This window comes from Clostridium puniceum (assembly GCF_002006345.1).
Taxonomy (GTDB): Bacteria; Bacillota; Clostridia; order Clostridiales; family Clostridiaceae; genus Clostridium; species Clostridium puniceum.
In genome coordinates, this window is record NZ_LZZM01000183.1 from 26,828 (window position 1) to 46,860 (window position 20,033).

A 20,033-nucleotide genomic window follows, 5' to 3' on the forward strand; every position below is an offset into this window, starting at 1 on the left:
GCAGTAAGGATGAAACAAATTTTCACTTTATGTAAAACTATAGTAAGTTTATTAGGAGTTAGTTTTTATGGAAAAAGAGAATAGCAATGATAAATTAAAAAATGATTTAGATATACTTAAAGACATATTTAGTGTCTTTAAGTTAACAAATAAGTATTATATTAAATTATGTAAAAAGTTAAAGATGAAGGAAATAGAATTTCAAGCATTATATTTAATTTATATAAGTAAAGATAAAGGTGTAAAAATGTCTTTATTGAGTGATGAGCTAGAAATTGTAAAATCAGGAGTAACAGTTTTAGTTGATAAACTATCATTGGCAGGATTAGTTAAAAGACGTCCAGACTTAGACGATAGAAGAATCATGAATGTTATTATAACAAAAAAAGGAAATGAAATTATGAATGATATATTTCAAAATAATGGGATTTTTAAAATATGTGTGTTAGATTTTATACAACAAGACGAAAAAGAGTTTTTATGTAACCTAATAATTAAAGTAAAAGAAAAGCTGGAAAACAAGGTATAAACTATTTATTTAATAGTTATAAGGTTATGCAAGTATTTAAATTTTAGATAATTAGTGAATGGATATAATAGATATTGCTGATAAAAATATCAAATTTATTAATATTTTTATCAGTTTTTTTGTGTCACGGATTAGAGCTGTGATTATAAAAAGCTTTTAACTATAAGGAGAAAAAATAGTTATTGCAAAATAGTAGTAAGTTTATCGACAAAGCTAAGATGCAAGGAGGTGTGTTCTAAATAGATAATTTTGATATAAAGAATATTATGTAGATATATTTACAAGAAATATGAAGGTAAGAGAAGTGTATATAATAAAAGTCAACGTTTTGAGCATAAAAAGTATAAATTCTGACATAAAAGAAATTTTTATTTAAAATATATACATTAATTTACATTTAGGAATCAATTTATGTGTCTTAGGTAATTGATATTTACTTAAATAAAATATTATGCAAATATAATTATAAGTAGCTATTAGATTCATTCTCCATGATACAGAAAACAAACATACATAATTTAATAGTTGCTTTATTAATTTATATATAATCTATAATTTACAATGAAGTAAAATGCATTCTATGCAGTAGACAAATGAAATAATTCTACTACATAGAATGCATTTTGCACTAGCTAATGCATATTAAAAATAATGACGAAAAAGGGGGCAAATATTTTGACAAAATTAAAATTAATAGGATTAGTAACAGCTGCGGCAATAACATTTAGTACAACAGGTTTAAGTGTTAAAGCTTATGTAGCAGATTCTACATCCCAAAGCAATGAGGAGATACTAAGCATCCAGACAAATATAGACTTAGCAATTGCTAACGATGAAAAATTACTTGAGATGCTAAAGAAAAATGGAACTATTCCAAAGGATGCAACGTCTGAGGAAGCTGACAAAATTCTTAGGGAATATTTAAGTGAAAATGAGAATCCAGACACTAAAAATACTATTCAGTCAGATGTAAAAGCGCTTCAAGGATTAAAGGGGTATGGTAAAGAAGCAATTAAGAGGGGATTATTGCAGGATAGTACGAATAAGGAAAAAAAGAAGAAGAAAAATGAGCCTCAAACTACTTGGGATGGAAGTGTAACTAAAGATAAAGCACTTGTACTTTTAATAGAATTCCCAGATTTACTGCATAATACATTAACTTCAAAAGACACAGAAATGTATTATAAAGATTATAACACGTCACATTTTCAAGATATGATATTTGGAAACAATGGTTATGTTGGTCCTAATGGTGAAAACCTTGTTTCTTTAAAACAATATTATGACGAGCAGTCAGGAAAAAGCTATGATGTTGAAGGAAATGTCTTAGGTTGGTACAAAGCTAAGCATCCAGCAGCTTATTATGGTGCAGATAGTGGAAGCAATAAAAATGTGAAAATTCGGGAGCTTATTCAAGAAGGATTGATTGATGCTTCTAAAGATGTAAATCTTAAGGATTATGATTTAAAGGATCCTTATGATTTAGATGGTGATGGAGATCTTAATGAACCTGATGGAATCATTGATCATCTTATGGTTATTCATTCAGGAATGGGTCAAGAAGCCGGAGGAGGAGTAATAGGAACTGATTCAATATGGTCTCATAGTGGAAAGGTTACTGAAATAGTAAATGGTTCTTCTAGTCCATGGAAAATACCAGATACAAATATGTCTGCTTATCCATATACTGTAATGCCAGAGGATGGTGCAGCAGGTGTATTTGCCCATGAATTTGGCCATGATTTAGGACTTCCTGATGAATATGATACAGAATATACTGGGCAAGGTGAGCCAATAGGCTACTGGTCTATTATGTCAAGTGGAAGCTGGGCAGGAACTATACCGGGGACAGAGCCAGTAGGCTTTAGCCCATATGCAAAACAATTTTTCCAAAAAACTTATGGTGGAAATTGGCTTCATGGTAATACAGTAGACTTATCAGAATTAACTACAAAAGGTAAAAAATATACTTTAGATGCGTCTAGCATAAAAGCAGAAAATAATGATGTGGTTAAAGTTACGCTTCCAAAGAAATCTACTGTAATAACTAAACCTTTTAGTGGTAAGTATTTATACTTTAGTGGTAAAGGTAATAACTTAGATAATTCTATTTCAACAGCAATAGATTTAACAACTGGTGCTGCTGCAACTTTTAGCTTCAAAGCTTGGTATGATATAGAAAAAGATTGGGACTATGGATCTGTTTTAGTACAAGTAGATGGCAGTGATACTTGGACAAGTATTCCAGGAAATATTACTACAACTTCAAATCCCAATAAACAAAACCCTGGAAATGGTATTACGGGAAAATCTAATGGATGGGTCGATGCAAGCTTTGATCTTAATGAATACATTGGCAAAAAGATTAAATTAAAAATAAACTATTGGACGGATGTGGCAGCAGAAATGCCTGGTTTATATGTAGATGATATAAGACTTAACATTGATGGAAAAGATTCATTCTTTGATGATGCTGAAACTACTACTAACCTTGAAATGGATGGTTTCGATAAAAATGATGGTAATAAGCTTACAGATCACTATTATTTAATTGAACTTAGAAATCATTCAGGCGTTGATAAAGGACTTAATCATATTAAACGTGGTTCAAGCTTTATGTCTTATGAACCAGGTTTATTAATATGGTATGCAGATGAGTTATATAGCGATAACTGGACAGGAGTTCATCCAGGCTATGGTTACTTAAGCATTATAGATGGAGATCAAAAATTGTTAAAATGGAGTGATGGCTCTGTAGCAGCAACTAAATATCAAATGCATGATGCAACCTTTAGCACAAATAAAGATGAAAATATGTTCATCGATTATAGTTCGGAAGTAAAACCACTTACTTTGACAGATGAAGCAAATTCAAAAAATCCTACCTTTGAGGATGGCAAAACTTATATTAATAAGGAAATTCCAGATGCAGGTGTTGTTTTACCACAATACAATATAAAGGTAAATGTAATTGATCAAACAGATGATAGTAAAGAAGGAAATATAGTAATTAAGTTGAAATAATTCCTTTTAAATATAAATGGCTTGGATAAATGTCCGAGCCATTCTGCATTTATATATATTAATCTTCATCAGAATTAGTTATGTGACTTAATTTTCTTGAATAATCAAAATTACAACATATATAGGTAAGAAAATAAAAAATTGATTTCGTAAATAGAATTATATGCCTATAAATGTAAATTTGTTGCTGTGAAATTATATGAGAAGAAAAAATATGTAGTATAATGTAATTATAGAAAATTTGTGATTAATAACCAAAGATAATTATTTTACAGTTGTTATGTAAAGGCAAATGTTGGTTACAGTAATAAAAATTATTTAGTATAACTATGAGGAGAGGGAATTTGTTATGAAGAGTATTAAAATAAAATTATCTGTGTATTTTGGAATTTTAATTATTATTGTATGCTTAGCTTTAGGGGGAATTGCATACTATTCATCAAATTATGCATTGTCAAATAATGCAAAGGAAATGTTAGCTAGCACTTCATTAGAGTCTTCAAGGGTAATGGAAAGTCGTCTTGATGCAGACTATAATGTTTTAGAAACCCTAAGTCAAAGGGAAGAAATAAGAGATTTCAATTTTTCGTTTGAAAAGAAAGCAGAATTATTGCAAGCAGAAGCAAAGAGAACAGGTTTTACAAACATTGGCTTTGGAGATGTAAATGGGGATGCCTATACTATGACACTCGCTCATATTGAATTAGGGGAGAGGCCTTATTATCAAGAAGCTGCAAAAGGAAAAAGAGGGATTACAGATCCGATAATTAGTAAGGCAGATGGAAGCTTAATAATAAACATGGCAGTACCGATTAAAGATAAGGATGGAAAAGTCGTTGGTGTATTAATTGGAAGCAGAGATGCGGATGAAATAAGTAAAATTATAAGTGATATTACAGTTGGAAAAACAGGAAAGAGCTTTATTATTAATAATTCAGGGGTTACTGTGGCACATTATAATAAGGAGTCAGTAACCAAAAGTGAAAATGTTATTGAAGAAGCTAAAAATGATCCATCACTTCAAGCATTAGCAGATATTCAAAAAGAAATGATAAAAGGAAATGCTGGTACTGGAGAATATATATACCAAGGCGATACAAAATATATGGGATATGCTCCTATAAAGGGTACTAATTGGATTATAGGGATTGCTGTACCTAAGAGTGAAGTTTTGTCTCAATTAAATTTACTAAAAATATCTATTTTAATAGCTTCACTAATTATTGTTTTAATTGGATTAGTATCAGTTTATATGGTATCTAGATTAATTTCTTCTGGAATTAGTAATATTTCATCGCATTTGCAAGTTATTTCAAAAGGAGACTTTACAAATCCAGTTTCTGAAAAAGGATTAAAATATAATGATGAAATAGGGGAAGCGTTTAAGTCAATAAAAATCATGCAAGAATCCATAGTGGATATTATTGCAACTATAAAGGAAAATTCAATTAATATTGATTCAAAGGCTAACAATTTATCCAATGTTTCGGAACAATTGACTCATACAGCTAAAAATATATCTATTGCAACTCATGAAACCGCAACTGGAGTGAGTGATCAAGCAATGAATTTAATGGATATTACAAATATATTAGCTGAATTTGGGAATAAGTTAGATACTGTAGGTCGAGAAATTGAAGATATAAATTTAAAATCAAATGGTATTAATACAATGGCTGGCAGTAGTAATGAAAATATGAAAATTCTAATAGATTCTGTTAACATAGTAGGTTCTTCTTTTAAAGAGTTTATTAAGAAGATTGAAACCTTAAATAGTAATATAATTCAGATATCTGAAATAGCAACATTAATAAATGATATATCAGAACAAACCAATTTATTGGCATTAAATGCAGCTATAGAAGCTGCAAGAGCAGGGGAAGCAGGTAGAGGCTTTGCAGTAGTTGCTGATGAAATTAGAACACTTGCAGAGCAGTCACAAGAATCTTCAAAAAATATAGATATATTGATTAATGGAATATCCAATGAAGCAAATGGAATCATAAAAAATACAGATACACTTAATAATGAATTAGATAGTCAAGTTGGAGTAATAAATGCAGCACTTAAATCTTATGAAAACATAATATCTGAGGTAAGTGGTATTGTTACAAAGATTAAAGCAGCAAACCATGCAGTTACAGAAATAAACTCTGAAAAAAATATGATTTCAGAAAAAATAGAAAATGCATCTGCTGTAGCAGAAGAAGTTTCAGCTTCATCAGAAGAAATCGCAGCTTCAACTGGGGAAATGAAATCTGCGTCATCAGAGGTTGCTTTATCAGCAGAAGTTTTAAATGATGTAACAAAAGAAATGATTGAACATGTTAATAGATTTAAAATATAGTATATAAATGATAAATTGATGTTTATAAAACTTTATTAAGACAAGTTGTTTGCTAAAAGGGAATAAAATGCATCTTATATAGTTGGCATTCTATTCTCTTATTTATTAATATATAAGTTCATAATTTAGTTGGTTGTTTTATCCAATCACTCTAATATAGAAATTAAATCTTAATGAACAAAATTTTTTAGAACATATATGATTGATAATATTTTTAATTTAGTGTTGAATTAAATAGAAATTAGCTTTATAATCAATGTAGACCAGTCACTATAATTAAATTGGAAGGTATAAGTTTATGGGAAATAATACAAATGCAAAAGAGAAATTTATTGAAACTGCATATAAGCTTTTTGAGGTTAAAGGATATAATGGAACTGGATTAAATGAAATTTTAAAAGAGAGTGGGGCACCAAAAGGTTCATTATATTATCATTTTCCAAATGGAAAAGAGGAGCTTGCTTTAGAATCAATTAAGTTAGCAGGTGAAAAAATAATAGCTAATTTAAAAAGAACCTTAGATAAATTTAATAATCCTATTGATGGTATTGTATCTAACATTAATAATATTGCAGAAATAATAGATAAAAATAAAAAAATGCATGATATGTCTATAAGTTTAATAGCTTTAGAAACATATGATTGTAGTGAAATTTTAAGAATGGCTTGTGAAAAAGTTTTTGAAGAAATAGAAGATTTACACTTTGAAAAATTAATTGAGTATGGATTTAATAAGAATAAAGCAAAAGAATTAGCAGTATCTATTTCTGCTATGACAGAAGGAGCTATTCTTCTTAGTTTAACTAGACAAAATGGCGAAGCTTTAAGGCAGGCTGGAAAGCAGGTAAAAGTATTAATTAATATATAGAGTGATGAGTTGAGTTATCTTAAAATTAATCAAAGGCTGGTGAAGTTATAGCTTATTTTAAGGTGCTCTAATTTTTAAGATTTTATATATAGACTGGTCTAGGAAATGGAGGAGAATAAATGAAAGAAACGAACAAATTAGAAACTTCAAAGAAGATAAACGGGACAGCAATTATAGCGGTACTAGTATTTAGTGCATTTATAGCTACTTTTAATGAAACTATATTAAATGTAGCGCTATCAGGAATAATGAAAGAAATGAATGTTACAGCAGGAACTGCTCAATGGCTAATTACAGCGTATATGATAGTAACATCAGTTATGGTTCCTGTTACAGCCTTTCTTATTCAAACATTTAGAACTAAGCAATTGTTTTTAGGTGCATTAGGACTGTTATTAGTTGGAACAATATGTGCAGCATTTTCAGGCTCTTTTATGATTTTAGTAATTTCAAGAATGGTACAAGCTTCTGGAACAGGTATGATGATACCAGTTATGATGAATACAGTATTATTAGTAGCTCCAAAAAATAAAATAGGTTCAGTAATGGCAATATGTGGATGTGCAATTTCTCTTGGACCTGCATTTGGTCCAACCTTTGCAGGTGTTATATTACAATATTTTAGCTGGCATGCATTATTTATAATTTTAATTCCAATTATAATAGTAGCTATGATTGTAGGAAAATTAGTATTAGCAGATGTAGGTGAAATCACAAAACCTAAAATAGACTATTTATCAATTTTTCTATCAACAATAGGTGTAGGAACTATAATATATGGAATAAGCAGTATTAGTGAAGGTAATATTAAAATCACTTTATTAAACTTTATAATAGGAATAATTTGTATGACAATATTCATAAAACGTCAATTAAATTTGAGAGAACCAATGTTAAATTTATCACCATTTAGATATTTTAAATTCGTAGTTGGAGTATTATTGGTAATGATATCAATGATGATAAGCTTTAATATGAATGTAATGCTGCCAATGTTTATCGAAGGATCACTTGGAAAGACAAGTTTTATAGCAGCTATGGCATTATTGCCAGCTGTAGTATTCATGGCAATTGCTACATCAATAGGTGGAAAAATATATGATAAGTATGGCGTAAAATGGTTAATGCCAATTGGTATGGCTATAATAGCTGTATTTGTATTCATTTTAGCAAATTTTAATGATAAAACATCATTAATTAAGATAATAATGACTTATATATGTGTTTGTATAGGTGTTGGATTCACTATGTCACCAGCTCAAACACATTCATTAAAACAGTTGCCAAAAGAATATTATCCTCATGGAGTAGCAATAGTAAATACACTTCAGCAAATTTCTGCGGCAATAGGTTCATCATTATTTATTGGAATAATGTCAGCAGTTCAACTTAAAACTTTAGCAGCAGGAAATGTTGTAAATGAAGCAGCAGTAGCTACAGGATTTTCAAGTGCAGTAATGGTGGCCTGCAGTATTGCTATTGTTGGTTTTATTTTAGCTTTTGCTTTTGGACGTGAAAGTAAGGAAATAGAAAGTAACAAAGAAGTAATTTTATAATAAATCATTACTTAAACAAACTCGATAAATAATTTGAATAAAAGATGCAGCCGTTTTAAATTTAGTGCATCTTTTATTTATATATGTTTCAATAACAAAGTTACATTCAAAAAGGTTATGCGCTCAATAAATGACTAAATATATGATTTGATCAACTAATTGCAAGGTATATATCTTCTAAAAAAGTTTATTAATTTAAAATCACTGTATATTTTACCTATGTAATCAAGTTAATTTTACAAACTATGAATTTTATTAATTACAACTCATATACTAAAATTAACCACATCGAGAATGTTTTTAATCTACATTATTATTATTATTATTATTATTATTATTATTATTTAATTGATATCTATATTGATTAGGTGACACTCCATAGATTTTTTTAAAGGTTCTAATAAAATGGGTATCATTTTCATATCCAATAGTTTCGCTTATATCACAAATCTTTAAATCTGATGAAGATAAAAGTTCAATAGCTTTATTTAGTTTTAATGTTTGAATCATTTCTTTAAAAGTATGTCCAGTCGTAACTTTTACAAGTTTACTTAGATATGGAATTGAAAAGTGAAATTGTTTTGATAAATCATCTAGTGTTACAGTTTTATAATTTCCTTGAATATATGAAAGTATTGATGCAAGCTGTTTATTAGTTTTCTGTAATTCTTGTGGCAATTCTACTTTATTAATATCATCTCTCAGCAAATTAGCAAAAAGAATCATTATAAGATTGTCTAAAATTTTATTACTATACTTTTTATTTTCAATATCCTCAATAATTATGTCACAAAGAATTTTTTTAATTATAGGGTTATTATTAGTACGAAATATAATATAGTTATTGTAATTTTTGGTATACAAAATTTTTGTAAAGAAAGATGATAAAATATTTTCATCACTAAGCACTTCTAAAAAAGTATCATTAAAGGTACTTCTTCTTATTAAAAAGTTTATTACAATTGTATCATTAAAAATTCCAACAGAATGTTCTACATTAGGTGGCAGAATACATATATCCCCTTCATTAAAAACAATCTCATCTCCAGCAATTTTTTGTTTGAATCTTCCAGAATATACATAACTCATTTCAAAAAAACTATGTTTATGAATGAATTCTGGAGTATATCTATAATGTTTCAAAGCTATAACATTATGATTTTTTCTCTCTACAAAAAGAATATCTTCTGGCATGAAAGAAGGATCAACACCATGATCAATTCCAGGAATAAGAAGACGCTTCTTTTTAATATAGTCGATATCTAAATGCTCCATAAAAGCTTTATACGTATGTAGATTTTGCTTAGCAAGATAATAATTTTCATAATACAGCTCATCTTCAGTATATTCTTTTAATAGTTTATCCAATTCACTTATTTTCATTTTCTCACCTACAATTATTAAAAAATCATTATGTAAAGACTATAATAGTTAGATTAAAAAATGTCAATTATATTAATTAAGTTTTGTTAATAAATATTAGTATTTTTTCGATAATACGAAAAGAATATGTGTTTTAGAGGCTTAAATACTAATTAAAGGAAAAATATATATAGATAATTAATATGGAAAGATTAAAAAATGTCAGTTATATTAATTAAGTTATGTTATTGGTTTATATATGCATTTAAAATATTATATATGTATGGTATTTGATTAATGAAAAGATTGAGCTCAATTTGTAATCGATAACTGATGAATAATTAACATATGAATAATAGATTTTAGAGGAGGATAAAAGTAAATATGAATAATAATTCTTCGACTAACAATACTAATGATAAAATAGGTTTTGGAGAAAAAGTATCTTATGGGTTTGGAAATTTAGCAGGAAATCTTTTATTAACAACAGCAAACACGTTTATAAGTTTTTTCTATACAGATATTGCTGGGATAGCAGTGGCAACAGTTGGATTTATTTTACTTGCTGGAAGAATTCTTGATGGAGTTGCGGATTTAACTATGGGTGCAATTGTTGATAAAACAAAAACTAAGCATGGAAAAGCTCGTCCGTGGCTTTTGTGGTTAGCAATACCTTATGCTGCTTCATTAGTGCTTATGTTTACAGCACCAGATTTAAGTAGCAATGGTAAAATAGCTTATGCATTCGTTACATATATTTTTGCTATGCTTATGTTCACAGGTACAGCTACTCCATATAATGTCTTAAGCGCCTTAATAAGCCAAGATCAAAATGACAGATCACAATTAAGTTCATTTAGAAGTATTTTTGGATTTTTGGGTGCATTAATACTTAGTATTATTACAATGCCTTTAGTAAAGAGCTTTGGTGATGGAAAAAAAGGCTGGATTATTCTTGCAATTATATATGGTATAGCATCTGCATTATTATATTTTATATGCTTTAAGAACACAAAAGAAAGAGTAGCGGCACCAGTAGAAGATGCTAGTTTTTCTATAAAAGATGGGTTAAAAACTTTGTTTAAGAATAAATATTGGGCAATACTTGTTGTAAGTATAATAATAATATTTATATCTTCAGGACTGGGTGGAGTGAACGTTTATTATGCTCAATATGTACTTGGAGATGCTAATTTGGTTGGATTAATTGGAACGGCATCTTTCGCACCTATAATAGTTGGATCATTCCTTGCGGCACCAGTTCTTAAGAAATTTGGAAAGAGAAACACTGCTTTAGGAGGAATGATATTAACAGTAGTTGGTTCATTATTTATGGCTATAGCGCCAACTGTTATTACTGTTATAATAGTAGGTTTAGTTGTTAAAGGCTTAGGATCAGCAGGTTTTTTAGTAGCAGCATTTGCTATGCTTGGTGATACTGTTGAATATGGACAATGGAAACATGGGATTCGTATTGAAGGTTTAACTTTTGCAGCAGAAGGTTTTGCAGAAAAAGTAGGTACAGGCTTAGGTGGAGCAGTGTTAGGCGCAATTTTAGGAGTTGGTGGATATATTGGTGGACAAGCGACTCAAAGTGCTTCAGCAATTTTCGCAATGAAAGTTTCATTTGCTTATGCACCAATAATTCTAGCTATAATTACAGCAGTATTACTTTACTTTTATGACTTAGATAAAATATATCCTAAAATTGTTGCAGAATTAAAAGAAAGAAGTAATAAAGCTTAGGAACAATTTTGATATATAACATAATTCTCAAATTAATATATGAATCAAATTTCATATAAATCAAGTTTCACTTGATTAGTATTTAAATTAGGCATTAGATTAAATTTTAATCGATGCCTAATTATGTTAGATACATGAAATAAGATAACAAGTCCAAATATGCCATGAATATTTTTTATCAAGTCGTGATGGCGTCTTATCATAAAAGCTTGTATTAAATTACGTAAATATTTATGTTTAGAGGTAAAAGCATTATATTATAAAAGTTCTATTATTAGTGGAAATAGTAAAAGAAAGAAGAAAAATATTAAACTTATATAAATAGCTAGGAGGAGTTTCAGCATGTTAGTTGTTAAAAATTTAAAATGTGAATATTTAAAAAATCCCATAGGAATAGATGTAGTAAATCCTAGGCTAAGTTGGGAGATTATTTCTGATAAAAGAAATGTAAAGCAGCAGCAATTTCAAATACAAGTTGCAACAGATAGAGAATTTAATAACATTGTTTGGAATGTTCACACCTTTTCAGAAAAGTCTATTCATATTCCTTATAAAGGGGCACCGCTTCAATCTAGTGAACGTTATTTCTATCGAGTAAAAGTATGGATCAGTGCTGAAGAAGAATCTGAATGGAGCGAAGTTAACTTTTGGGAAATGGGATTATTAAATAGTTCTGAGTGGACGGCAAAGTGGATTTCCGTAAAAGAGCAGAAAATAAATACTGAATTTAATACAAGAGCACCTTTTTGCTGCTTTAAGACTTTTTCTATAAGTAAGACGATTAAAAAGGCCACAATTTATGTTACTAGTCTTGGTTTATATGAGTTGCAGTTAAATGGAAAAAGAGTTGGAGAAGACTATTTAACTCCAGGTTGGACAGACTACAATTATCGTATCCAATATCAGACCTATGATGTATCAGATTTAATAAAAACTGATGAAAATAAGCTTAATACTACAGTTGGGGAAGGGTGGTATAGCGGTTATCTTGGGTGGACTAAGAGAAAAGATACCTATGGAAGTAAAAATGCACTAATTCTTCAAATGTATATTTATTATGAAGATGGAAGTTATGAAGTTATTTGTTCTGATGAATCCTGGAAAGAAGAAAAATGTAATATTCTTATGTCAGACATATATAATGGTGAGATATATGATGCAAGAAAAGAAGAGGAAGTTAATGAAACAAACAATGTAGTAGCCTTGTCTTATCCTAAAACTCACTTAGTTGCTCAAGAAAATGAGCCGATTAGAATACAAGAGGAACTTAAACCACTATCAATTTTCAAAACACCAAAAGATGAACTTATTTTAGATATGGGTCAAAATATGGCAGGCTTTGTTCGCTTTAAAGTTAATGGAGATAAAGGACAAAAGGTAACATTAACTCATGGAGAGGTTTTAGATAAGGAAGGAAATTTTTACAGAGATAATATTAGAACGGCAGCTCAGGAAATAACTTATATTTGTAATGGTAATAGAGAAGAAGTTTATCAGCCACATTTCACATTTCAAGGTTTCCGCTATGTAAAACTTGAAGGATTTAAAGGTGATATAAAACCTTCTGATTTTACAGGTGTTGTATTGCATTCTGATATGAAGTCAATAGGAACTTTTGAAACTTCTGATAAAACAATTAATCAACTTCAGCATAATATTTTATGGGGTCAAAAAGGAAATTTTGTTGATGTACCAACGGATTGTCCTCAAAGAGATGAACGTTTAGGATGGACGGGCGATGCACAAATCTTTGCAAGAACTGCTTGTTTTAATATGAATGTGGCTCCATTTTTTAGTAAATGGTTAAAGGATCTTTCATATAACCAAATGCCAGATGGTGCAGTGCCATTTGTTGTTCCAGATATTTTAAAAGGTACCTTTGCAGACGGAATGGGTCTAACTACTGCTGGCTGGGGCGATGCAGCTGTAATTTGTCCTTGGACAATTTATCAGTGTTATGGAGACGACAATATACTAAAACAGCAGTATGATAGTATGAAAAAATGGATTAATTATATTAGATGCCAAGGAGATAATGAATATCTTTGGGATACTGGACTTCAACTTGCAGATTGGTTGGCACTTGATAATGAAGAAGGTGGTTTCTTTGGAGCGACAGATGGATACTTAGTTGCAACTGCTTATTATGCTTATTCTACAGGAATATTTGCAAAAGTTGCCAAGATATTAGGCAATTTAGATGATTATAAGTTATATAGTCATTTATATGATTCTATTAAGGAAGCTTATATAAATAGTTTTTTTGATTCACAAGGTAATTTAACTAGTGAAACACAAACTGCACAAGTAATATCTTTATATTTTGACTTAGTACCAGAAGAGTATAAAGAAAAGGTTGTAAAAAAATTAGTTCAGCTAATTGAAAAGAAGGATGTGCATTTAGATACTGGATTTTTAGGCACACCATATCTTTGTCATGTCTTATCTGATAATGGTTATAAAGATGTAGCTTATAAACTGTTGTTTAATAAAGATTATCCATCATGGTTATACCAAGTAGAAAGAGGAGCTACAACAATGTGGGAACATTGGGATGGTATTAAAGTTGATGGATCCTTCTGGGATATAGGAATGAACTCATTTAACCATTATGCTTATGGTTCAGTGGGAGCATGGATGTATCAAAGCATTGGTGGTATTGATATGTTAGAACCTGGATATAAGAAATCTAAAATAGCTCCAAAGTTATCAGAATGTCTAAGCTTTACAGAGGCTTCACTAGAAACAATGTATGGTAAAATAGCTGTAAAGTGGCAAGTAGTAGATAAAAATATTAATTTAAAAGTAGAAATCCCTCATAACACAACAGCTGTTATTACTCTTCCTAATGTTAAGGATGCAGAAAAGGTAAAGAAGGATATTATAGAAGGTTATAGTGAAAAAAAATTGCAATTTAATTTAGCAGGTAATGGGTTTTCACAGAATTATATTGATACAGATTTTGGATTTAGTTTATCTAAAGATGGTAGTTTATCATTTGAGGTTGGTTCTGGGAAATACACATTTATATACGCTATAAATTAATAATATTTATATATAACTAAAATTCAGTAGATAAGCAATTAGTATTTCTCTTAAGTTGTAAATCTAGCTTGCTTGCTCATTTTTGATTAACAAAAGCAATGGAGTTAAGTACAAACTTCATTGCTTAAAATTAATTAACTTTTTAGCTTCTGGTATTCCATCAACACCAACAATAGGAATAGTTCTTGATTTATCTCCTGTGTTATAGCCATATTTTTGTAAGGCTTAAATAGCACCTATTGCCATAACATCATTATTTGCAATTATTGCTTCAATTTTATTAGAATAATGCATTAATAGAATTTTTAGCTAGTTCCTCGTCCCAGTTAGAATTTATCGCTGCAATTTCCTCAGTTTGTATTCCCGCATTATTAATTGTTTCAATAGAATACTTTGTTCTTGCAATAGTAGTTAAACTTTCAGCATTACCCTTTAGCATAATATATTGTATTATATTATCACCATTTTTATCTATAGCATTTATTATTTTTATATTGTAACAGTTTATGGAAGTGGTTATTGCAGCTAAAATTAGAGTAAGGGCTGTTAATTTCTTTAATGAATTCACTTTAACTCCTCCCCATAATTATTAGAGTCATAGATTTATATAATAAAGTATATTTTTTAGTATGTGTTTTTATAAAAAAATATATTACTTGGTATTTTTGATTCAGTATTAAAATTTTATATAAAATTGAAAACCATGCATAAAGAAAAAATCTCTTATATGCATGGTTTTCATTTATAAAAATTAGTTTTATAACATTTCATCTATTTTAATTAATTTTATCTATTTCTATAAGCATTACTCCATGAGGAGGCACAGAATCTGATATTATTAACTCGTTTTTTACAGCTTCTGTATTTATTTTTATTTCAGGAATTTCCTTTGATTTTAAATAATCGTAAATATCAGGTTGAATTTGTTCAGGAGAACCCATGTTTTGCCAAGCATCGAAGGTAGAGCCTGAATTTCTATTTAAACTCCAACGCTTAATTCTATAATGACCACTTGGCAGCGATAAAATCAAATTTATATTTTTATTTACATTTGAATTTTTGAAGATGTTGTATCTATTATGGTAATCTAGTAGCGATTTATCACCGCTCATAAATAATTCATCAAAATAAACAAAATTATAAAGTAAAATTTGATAGTTATTGTTTTTAGACGTTACTATATAATCATTTCCTCTTTCAATAATATCATCTCCTAATTTGCTTAACAGAGAAAAAGCGTTATATGAAGGTTTTTTTAATCTATTATAAGTTAAAAGACCAAGTCCACCATGAAAAATTTTACTTTCAGTTAAGCCTTCTTCTATAATATCACTTAAGGACCAAAAAGATAGAATTGGAATATTATCTATATTATTGATGATATTATAAGTGATATAGGAACTTATAAAACAAGTGTCTCTATTATAATCATTTGTATATGGGCTTAAATTCCATTCGGTTACAAATATAGGTACAGTTATAGAATATTTTTTTAATAAATTTTTTGCTATTAAAATTGAATCCATTAAGAAATTTTCTTGATTTAGAGCTACTATGTCATTTGATTTATTAAATAATTGAAGAGGAAGACTATTATTTTTAGGGTCAGTGTAAGCATAAATATTGCAAGCAATAAAATCTAGCTCTATAAAATTACTTTCGCAAAATTTCAAGAAATCATTCATCCATTCAAATTTATTAAGTGGAAGAAGGCTTGGAGTGCCTATTTTAGCATCCTTAAATATATTTTTTATAGAAGTATAGGTTGCTTTGAAAAATTGAAAGAATTTATCTTTACTTTCAAACCAAAAAACTTCAGGTAAATCAGGGGCATTCCAAATTTGAAAATACCACATCTTAACTTCATCTATACCATATCTATCAATACAATGTTTTATAAAAGAACATACTAAATCAGTCCATTTTTTTAAGGACTTAGGATAACTGACATTTGCATTCCAAAGAAAGGCATGTTGACTTTTAGAGGCTAAGGCTTCAGGCATAAAACCTAATTCAATAAAAGGTCTTAAATTTACTCTTTGAAAAAAATCAAAAATTTCATCAACATAAACCCAATTGTAAATAGGGTTTCCGGTGTCATCTTCTTTATAAACCATCATTTCATCAGAAAATATTCCGTGGAATCTAATAAATTCGTAGCCTATATCTTCTTGTGCTAGTTCTATTTGACGTCTAACTTCATGTCTTAAACATAAAGAAGCTCTACCTATTGAAGTAATTTGGCTCCAATATTTAGATAGTTTATTAACATATGATTTATTTAAATCAATATTAATGCTAGTCGGAATTGACGATGCTAGTGTATTACTTGAAATATTTTTATCTTTATTAATAAATTCAAATAAGTATTTAAAATAACTTTTTGAATTGTTGTCAAAAAAGTAAGAATTAGAAGGATCTTTATTTGAGCGGACAATTCTATTTTCTTTTTTATATTCTGTAGCAGTCATATTAAATTCTTTCTTAAAAGCACGATTATAAGCTTTATGATCATTAAAACCATGTTCTAAGGCAATATCTAAAATACTCTTATCATTTTCTAATAAGTCATTTAAAGATTTAGTTATCCGTAATTTATTAATATAATCAACAAAGCCAATGCCTAAATTATCTTTAAAGAATTTTGAAATGTATTGAGGACTAATATGCATTTCGTTAGAAAGTGAGGAAAGTGTCAAATTAGTATTATAATTTTTTTCTATGAATTTTAATATATCAGCCAATCTAGTTTGTTTATATAAGGATGAATTTACATTTTTAAAATTTTCAATTTTAAAATGATTTAATAATATCAGAATAATATCAATGGCATAATTTATAGATTTTAACTTATAATCAGACTCTAATTTAATCATGCAAAGCATTATTTTTGCTAAATTTGTGCTTATAGAATTATAAAGAGGGTTGTTTCTATCATTAACAGAGTCAGTATATTTGTAGTAAAAATTAGAGAAATTTTCATAGTATGTATCAAAAAAAATCTGATCTAAATGAAGGGTTAATAATATACTTTCTTCACATTCCGAAAAAATTGAATGCATATCTAGGCTGTTTATCCAAAACAAATCATGTTCTGATAACTTAAATTTTTGACCGTTAACAAAGCATGATATATTTCCATTTAAGATAAAAATCAGTTCTATTTCTTTATGATAATGATATTCTTCGCTTTTAAGTGGATTAATTGAAATGTTAAAAGGTAAATCACTAGTCTGTTGTATTAGTTTATAATTCATTTTTCCTCCCAATATCGCTGTAGCAAATTATAAAATAATAATAAATATTACTATTATTGCTTAAATAAGCCAATAAATAGATGTACATTATACAACAATCGTAAATAATAAATATATGTCTTATTATAGCATAAAAATATCGAAAAAAAGTCTTATTTTTTAATATATAAAAACATTTTCAAATAATAAATAGAAAAATGATACCATTTACATTTATATATGGTACTATGGGAAATTAATAGATTGATATCATTTACATACACTAGCAAGTAATGTTTTAGTAGAAAACTATAGAAAAATAATAGGGGGAAATAATTATGTTAAGAAGATCCACACAAGTTACCAGCTTGTTAATAGCTGGTACATCTGCGATATCAATAGTTCCAGCTATGGCAGCGGACTATAAAGCCATTGAAGTGCAGGAAGGAACTATTTATAGTGCATCATCAAAAGGAGGTGGAGTATTTGTTATTGATGGAGAGATAAATGATGATGAGGATAGATCTATTTATCTTTTAAAAGATGGTAAATATACTAAATTACAGGATGCAGAAACTGGTGATAAAATAGGAGATATATGCCAAGGCAAATATTTAGAAATGACTAGGTCTGGCAGTGGAGTTGTATATTATGTAGATATAATAACTGGTAAGGAATCAGAAGAATATAGTCGAGAAGCCGAAAATGAAGAAATTGCAAGAGAATTGCGAAAGAAAATTAAAAAAGATGATGATGGAAGATTTTTAGAAGAAAATTATGATAATCTTGTTACAGCAGATACGACCGTAAGAGGTGATGGCAGCGGTGAAGAAACTATGTGGGGAATTACAGGTAAGTGGAGGCAATACCTTTATAGTTTAGAGAAACCTTTTATTGTTCAGGGCTATAGTAAAGAGGAAGATACAATTTATTTTGACGATCAAGGAAACTATATTGATGTAGATTATAACTTGGGAAATATTTCTGTAAATACTACAACTGGCAGCAGTGTAATTATTAAGAATACGGATAGTACTTATATTATAAAGGAAGATAGCAAAGCTTATGAATTAAAAGCAAAAATTAAAAATCTTAGAACTTGGGATGAAGGCCCAGAGTATATAGTTAGAACTGCAGAACTTACAATATGGAAAAAAGAAAAAGGTTCACCTGATGATACTTATAAAAATGTAACAAATCAAGTTGAGTTAGGTTCAAAAGCTCATCATTATAACCAAGCAAATAATGATGAAAATAGTGTAACTGTATTACAAAAAATTTCTAAAGCACAAGCATCAGATACAATTGATGGAATTAGATACCCTAAAGATGTAAAAACATATTTTATTACAGATGAAGACGGTAATCAGCAAAACTTACTTGGGCTTGGAAATGGTTCGGATGAAATTTATACAAAGATGGGAGTGCGTGTAATAACTGGTGGAACTCAGGGGTATAATGTTAGTGCTTTATATGATTTTATTAATAAAAAAGTATATGCAGAAACTCTTAATTATAAATCAAAGAATGGATATAATTATATAGAAGTAGATGATTATGACGAAGCAGATTCTGATGGTTTTGCCCTAGGTTGCGGAGATGTTTGGACTTTAGGAGACAGATATGTTAAAAGATTTAACTGCAAGGAAAATGCATTTGAAAAATTATATAAAGTAGATGGTGGCATGACAAGTTTTAATCCTAGTTTACCAACGGATGTAGTACTTTGGGATGAAGGCGAAGAAGGCTATTCAATTATAGCTCCAAAAGCTTTAGCAGAAGAAAACAAAGATGTAGCAGTAAATGCAGATAGTGAAGTCACAACAACTGGAGCAACAGTTAAAGCAATTGGCTGGAATAAAGATATTAATGGAATTTGGAATTATATTAACGCAGATGGAAATAAAGCTATAGGATGGCTACAAGATGGTGGAGCTTGGTATTACCTAAATGCATCGGGACTAATGTTGACAGGATGGATTAATGACAATGGGACTTGGTATTATTGCAATACATCAGGGGCAATGCTCGCTAACACAACTATTGATGGATATGTTTTAGGTAATAATGGAGCTTGGATAAGCAATAATTAAATATAATATAAAGTAAGTTTTTGAATACCGATTTCAAAATTGGTTATTTAAAAACTTATTTTTATTAGAAAATAATCTAAAGCATATAAATATTTTTATAAGAGAAATAGTAATCCTTGTTATTGAGCAATATAAATACTAAAAGATAAATTATAAGGATAAGTTATAGTTTATGGTTTAGTTCTCTTATAAGATAATTAATACTTATAAACAATAATATATATTCC

At 28.8% G+C, this 20,033-nt stretch carries 10 protein-coding genes and 1 pseudogene; 8 read left to right on the forward strand and 3 right to left on the reverse strand.

Translation table 11 applies throughout. The annotated features are described in order from the left end of the window. Positions 1–67 precede the first annotated feature (67 nt). The 5 genes from CLPUN_RS15925 (at position 68) to CLPUN_RS15945 (ending at position 8,324) form a co-directional block, all read left to right on the forward strand. The gene (locus CLPUN_RS15925) at positions 68–529 is read left to right on the forward strand and encodes a MarR family winged helix-turn-helix transcriptional regulator (RefSeq protein WP_077848237.1); all 462 of its coding nucleotides are present in this window, start codon (positions 68–70) and stop codon (positions 527–529) included. A gap of 675 nt (positions 530–1,204) precedes the next feature. Next, positions 1,205–3,553, forward strand: a complete 2,349-nt coding sequence (locus CLPUN_RS15930) for an immune inhibitor A domain-containing protein (protein WP_077848238.1) — start codon at positions 1,205–1,207, stop codon at positions 3,551–3,553. 349 nt (positions 3,554–3,902) lie between these two features. Then, positions 3,903–5,900 (forward strand): methyl-accepting chemotaxis protein, encoded by a 1,998-nt coding sequence (locus tag CLPUN_RS15935; RefSeq protein WP_077848239.1) that lies wholly within the window; start codon positions 3,903–3,905, stop codon positions 5,898–5,900. Between the two features lie 298 nt (positions 5,901–6,198). After that, entirely contained in the window at positions 6,199–6,768 is a 570-nt protein-coding gene (locus CLPUN_RS15940) for a TetR/AcrR family transcriptional regulator (RefSeq protein ID WP_077848240.1), read from the forward strand. A 119-nt stretch (positions 6,769–6,887) separates the two neighbouring features. After that, positions 6,888–8,324 (forward strand): DHA2 family efflux MFS transporter permease subunit, encoded by a 1,437-nt coding sequence (locus CLPUN_RS15945; protein ID WP_077848241.1) that lies wholly within the window; start codon positions 6,888–6,890, stop codon positions 8,322–8,324. Positions 8,325–8,624: 300 nt separating this feature from the next. Here the strand turns inward: CLPUN_RS15945 and CLPUN_RS15950 are convergent, their stop codons facing one another. Further along, the gene (locus CLPUN_RS15950) at positions 8,625–9,707 is read right to left on the reverse strand and encodes an AraC family transcriptional regulator (protein WP_077848242.1); all 1,083 of its coding nucleotides are present in this window, start codon (positions 9,705–9,707) and stop codon (positions 8,625–8,627) included. A gap of 363 nt (positions 9,708–10,070) precedes the next feature. On the opposite strand from CLPUN_RS15950, the gene CLPUN_RS15955 reads away from it, so the two are divergent. Both CLPUN_RS15955 and CLPUN_RS15960 read left to right on the forward strand, forming a co-directional pair. Next, positions 10,071–11,432, forward strand: a complete 1,362-nt coding sequence (locus CLPUN_RS15955) for an MFS transporter (RefSeq protein ID WP_077848243.1) — start codon at positions 10,071–10,073, stop codon at positions 11,430–11,432. 342 nt (positions 11,433–11,774) lie between these two features. After that, positions 11,775–14,477: an alpha-L-rhamnosidase gene (locus CLPUN_RS15960; protein ID WP_077848244.1), complete on the forward strand. Its 2,703-nt coding sequence runs from the start codon at positions 11,775–11,777 to the stop codon at positions 14,475–14,477. Between the two features lie 129 nt (positions 14,478–14,606). On the opposite strand, the pseudogene CLPUN_RS28795 reads toward CLPUN_RS15960, so the two are convergent. Both CLPUN_RS28795 and CLPUN_RS15970 read right to left on the reverse strand, forming a co-directional pair. Beyond that, a pseudogene (locus CLPUN_RS28795) lies at positions 14,607–14,952 on the reverse strand (substrate-binding domain-containing protein); the annotation flags it as partial. Positions 14,953–15,253: 301 nt separating this feature from the next. After that, the gene (locus tag CLPUN_RS15970; RefSeq protein ID WP_077848246.1) at positions 15,254–17,734 is read right to left on the reverse strand and encodes a GH39 family glycosyl hydrolase; all 2,481 of its coding nucleotides are present in this window, start codon (positions 17,732–17,734) and stop codon (positions 15,254–15,256) included. A 317-nt stretch (positions 17,735–18,051) separates the two neighbouring features. Between CLPUN_RS15970 and CLPUN_RS15975 the strand changes: the two genes are divergently transcribed. Further along, positions 18,052–19,806: an N-acetylmuramoyl-L-alanine amidase family protein gene (locus CLPUN_RS15975; protein ID WP_077848247.1), complete on the forward strand. Its 1,755-nt coding sequence runs from the start codon at positions 18,052–18,054 to the stop codon at positions 19,804–19,806. The last annotated feature ends 227 nt before the right edge of the window (positions 19,807–20,033 follow it).